The organism is uncultured Streptococcus sp., assembly GCF_963545685.1.
In the GTDB taxonomy this organism is placed as follows: Bacteria; Bacillota; Bacilli; order Lactobacillales; family Streptococcaceae; genus Streptococcus.
The window spans coordinates 1-3,364 of the sequence record NZ_CAUUKN010000093.1; the positions used below are offsets into that span (position 1 = coordinate 1).

Annotated in this window: 5 protein-coding genes, 1 tRNA gene and 1 other RNA gene; 4 read left to right on the forward strand and 3 right to left on the reverse strand. The window is 38.9% G+C overall.

All coding sequences use genetic code 11. From position 1 onward, the window contains the following. Nucleotides 1–9: 9 nt before the first annotated feature. The 3 genes from RWZ99_RS09130 to RWZ99_RS09140 all read right to left on the reverse strand — a co-directional run bounded on the left by RWZ99_RS09130 (nucleotide 10) and on the right by RWZ99_RS09140 (nucleotide 1,633). Nucleotides 10–82: transfer RNA gene (locus RWZ99_RS09130), tRNA-Lys, on the reverse strand. Then, nucleotides 83–278: non-coding RNA, 6S RNA (gene ssrS / locus RWZ99_RS09135), on the reverse strand. An 86-nt stretch (nucleotides 279–364) separates the two neighbouring features. Continuing rightward, a complete protein-coding gene (locus tag RWZ99_RS09140; RefSeq protein ID WP_314678280.1) occupies nucleotides 365–1,633 on the reverse strand; it encodes a replication-associated recombination protein A in 1,269 nt (422 codons plus the stop codon). Between the two features lie 162 nt (nucleotides 1,634–1,795). Here RWZ99_RS09140 and rpmB point away from each other — a divergent pair, with 162 nt between their 5' ends. The 4 genes from rpmB to RWZ99_RS09160 all read left to right on the forward strand — a co-directional run bounded on the left by rpmB (nucleotide 1,796) and on the right by RWZ99_RS09160 (nucleotide 3,208). Further along, a complete protein-coding gene (gene rpmB, locus RWZ99_RS09145; RefSeq protein ID WP_006146171.1) occupies nucleotides 1,796–1,984 on the forward strand; it encodes a 50S ribosomal protein L28 in 189 nt (62 codons plus the stop codon). Nucleotides 1,985–2,108: 124 nt separating this feature from the next. After that, complete coding sequence (locus RWZ99_RS09150; RefSeq protein WP_314678283.1) at nucleotides 2,109–2,375, forward strand: IreB family regulatory phosphoprotein; 267 nt, start codon at nucleotides 2,109–2,111, stop codon at nucleotides 2,373–2,375. Beyond that, complete coding sequence (gene ruvX, locus RWZ99_RS09155) at nucleotides 2,375–2,794, forward strand: Holliday junction resolvase RuvX (RefSeq protein ID WP_314678285.1); 420 nt, start codon at nucleotides 2,375–2,377, stop codon at nucleotides 2,792–2,794. The genes RWZ99_RS09150 and ruvX overlap by 1 nt, the downstream gene beginning before the upstream one ends. 108 nt (nucleotides 2,795–2,902) lie before the next feature. Then, nucleotides 2,903–3,208 (forward strand): DUF1292 domain-containing protein, encoded by a 306-nt coding sequence (locus RWZ99_RS09160; protein WP_002887079.1) that lies wholly within the window; start codon nucleotides 2,903–2,905, stop codon nucleotides 3,206–3,208. Nucleotides 3,209–3,364 lie beyond the last annotated feature (156 nt).

A 3,364-nucleotide genomic window follows, 5' to 3' on the forward strand; every position in this document is an offset into this window, starting at 1 on the left:
TGATTTAGATGCCCCCTACAGGGCTCGAACCTGTGACCCATGGATTAAGAGTCCACTGCTCTACCAACTGAGCTAAGGAGGCTGGATGCTGTATTGGTACCGATGATCCACGGTTTGTATTGAACCCGCGACGTAAAAAAGCAGGTGGGCGACTCGCTATTAACTTCAGTTGCTTCTGGGTGAGCCAGCCTGCACACTGTTAATAGACCTCTGTCTCCCGATAATACAAAAATTAGTCGGTCAACACTTATATGCGGATTCGTATACCACAGCAATTTCTCTGTTCTTATGATACCACTTTTGAAAATTATTGCAAGAGGAAAAATCAATTTTTTTGCAATCGTTTTCGTTAATACCTCTCGTACTATCTAGATAACTTATCGATTCGTTCTTTATTAGCTCCAAGAGCTCTTTCGTATTTCCCAGTTTCATTAGGTTGGAAATAATTGACACTTCTTAATTTATCTGGAAGGTATTGTTGCTTAACCCACTTTTCAGGATACGCATGTGGATACTTGTAATCTTTTGCATTACCCAGTTCCTTACTTCCAGCATAGTGTCCATCTCTCAGATGACGAGGAATAGGTAAATTCCCAGACTTTCTAAGATCCGCCAGGGCAGCATCCATTGCCTCATAAGCCGAATTCGACTTGGGTGATAAAGCTAAGTCAATAACTACGTTGGCAATCAAAATACGTGCCTCCGGAAAACCTACTTTCTGTGCAGCTTCCAGAGCCGTGACCGTGTGAACTTGTGCATCTGGATTAGCTAAACCAATATCCTCATAAGCAATCACAGTCAAGCGACGTGCTAGACTGGGCAAATCTCCTGCCTCAACCAAACGTGCCGCATAGTGAAGACTGGCATTAACATCAGATCCTCGAATAGATTTTTGCAAGGCAGAAAGAACATCATAGTGTCCATCACCGTCTTTATCCATAGTAATATAACTGCGTTGTAAGCTATTTTCCACTATATCTAAGGTAATATGATGCTGCCCATTTCCTGAAGCTGGTGTCGACATGACAGCCAAATCCAAAGAATTATATGCCGAACGTAAATCACCATTAGTAGCTGTCGCAATAAAATCTAGAGCCTCATCATCTAAGTGAACCTCAAAAGTGAAGCCTCGCTCCTTGTCCTCTAGAACATTCAGTATAGCTTCCTTGACATCTTCATTAGAGAGTGGTTCCAACTCAAATATTTGTACACGACTACGGATGGCTGGTGTTACAGAAAAAAACGGATTCTCGGTTGTAGCACCAATCATGATAATATTACCGTTCTCTAATAAAGGTAACAAAAAATCTTGTTTTGCTTTATCTAAACGATGGATTTCATCTAGGAGTAGAACTAAACCACCTGAAAATTTAGCCTCTTCTGCGATTTCCTGCAGGCGTTTCTTGCTATCGACAGTGGCATTAAAAGTTCTAAAAGAAAATTTTGTTGTTCCTGCAATAGCACTGGCTATCGAGGTTTTCCCGATTCCTGGTGGTCCGTAGAGAATCATTGACGACAGCATATTCGCCTCTACCATACGGCGAATAATTTTACCTTCACCGACTAAATGCTTCTGACCAATCACCTCTGAAATTGTACGTGGGCGCATGCGTAAGGCAAGATTATCTGGCATCTTCTCTCCTTTTTTCAACTATTCTTATAATAAGAATATACTATTTTGCTGTAAAAAGAAATTATAAATAGTTCTTGTCAAACCTAAATTCTTATGATAGAATGTCTTGGTATGTGGTGCTAGCACATCCGTAATAAATTCTACCTAGGAGGAAAACACGAAATGGCTAAAGTATGTTACTTTACAGGACGTAAAACTGTTTCTGGAAACAACCGTTCACACGCTATGAACAAAACTAAACGTGCCGTTAAACCTAACCTTCAAAAAGTTACTGTTCTTATCGACGGTAAACCTAAAAAAGTTTGGGCTTCAGCTCGTGCACTTAAATCTGGTAAAGTTGAACGCGTTTAATCTTATTGGATATTAAGAGATGACATCGGTCATCTCTTTTTTTATTCATCGTCTTTCCCTTTTGGCTATACTTATGTTATAATAAAGAACTAACAGATAATTCTTATAGAAAGAAGGTGTCAGTATGGGATTTACAGATGAAACTGTTCGTTTCAACCTAGACGACGGTAACAAAGATGAAATCAGTAATACTTTGACAAATGTCTACCGTTCGTTGGCTGAGAAAGGTTATAATCCTATCAACCAAATCGTTGGTTATGTTCTGAGCGGTGACCCTGCTTATGTTCCGCGTTATAATGACGCCCGTAACCAAATTCGCAAATACGAACGTGATGAAATCGTTGAAGAACTCGTTCGCTATTATCTTAAAGGAAATGGAATTGACCTCTAATGCGAGTAATGGGACTTGATGTAGGCTCAAAAACAGTAGGCGTTGCTATTAGTGACCCCCTCGGTTTTACGGCCCAAGGCGTTGAAATTATCAAAATTGACGAGGAAGCTGAAGAATTTGGTTTCGACCGTCTAGGTGAGCTCGTTAAAGAATATCAGGTAGATAAATTTGTCGTTGGTCTCCCTAAAAATATGAATAACACTGAAGGACCACGTGTCGAGGCTAGTAAAGCTTATGGTGATAAAATCAAGGAAATATTTAGTCTTCCTGTAGATTACCAAGACGAGCGATTGACAACTGTTCAAGCAGAACGTATGTTAGTTGAACAAGCAGATGTCAGCCGTGGTAAGCGTAAAAAAGTTATTGATAAATTGGCTGCTCAACTTATTCTACAAAACTACCTTGATCGAATGTTTTAATAAACTATAAATAGAGACCGATTAGTCGAGCGACAATCTAGTGAACTGCCAATCAGAAATACTAGATTCACCTCACTATTGAGTACTCTCTTCAAAAAGGAGAACAATATGTCACACAATCACGATCACAACCATGACCATGAAGTCATCACTTTAGTAGACGAACAAGGAAATGAAACACTTTTTGAAATCTTGTTGACGATTGATGGACGTGAAGAGTTCGGTAAAAACTACGTTCTTTTGGTTCCAGCTGGTGCTGAAGAAGATGCAAATGGAGAAATCGAAATCCAAGCATATTCATTCACTGAAAATGAGGACGGAACTGAAGGCGACCTTCAACCAATTCCTGAAGATTCAGATGCTGAATGGGATATGATTGAAGAAGTTTTCAATAGCTTTATCGATGAAAATTAAAAAATAATATTGGGCGTAACCCAGCCTAATCATTTACTTCTAAAAAAGAGATTGAAATAGTTTATTTCAGTCTCTTTTTCAGACGATTTTTACTTAAATGTAAGAAATTAGAGGAAAATTGACTAAATGGTATTATCTGATATACTTTAAATAAGA

Excerpts from the sequence above, each read along its gene's own strand:
- RWZ99_RS09140 (WP_314678280.1), bottom strand. The coding sequence starts at position 1,633 with ATGCCAGATAATCTTGCCTTACGCATGCGCCCACGTACAATTTCAGAG.
- rpmB (WP_006146171.1), top strand. The coding sequence starts at position 1,796 with ATGGCTAAAGTATGTTACTTTACAGGACGTAAAACTGTTTCTGGAAAC.
- RWZ99_RS09150 (WP_314678283.1), top strand. The coding sequence starts at position 2,109 with ATGGGATTTACAGATGAAACTGTTCGTTTCAACCTAGACGACGGTAAC.
- ruvX (WP_314678285.1), top strand. The coding sequence starts at position 2,375 with ATGCGAGTAATGGGACTTGATGTAGGCTCAAAAACAGTAGGCGTTGCT.
- RWZ99_RS09160 (WP_002887079.1), top strand. The coding sequence starts at position 2,903 with ATGTCACACAATCACGATCACAACCATGACCATGAAGTCATCACTTTA.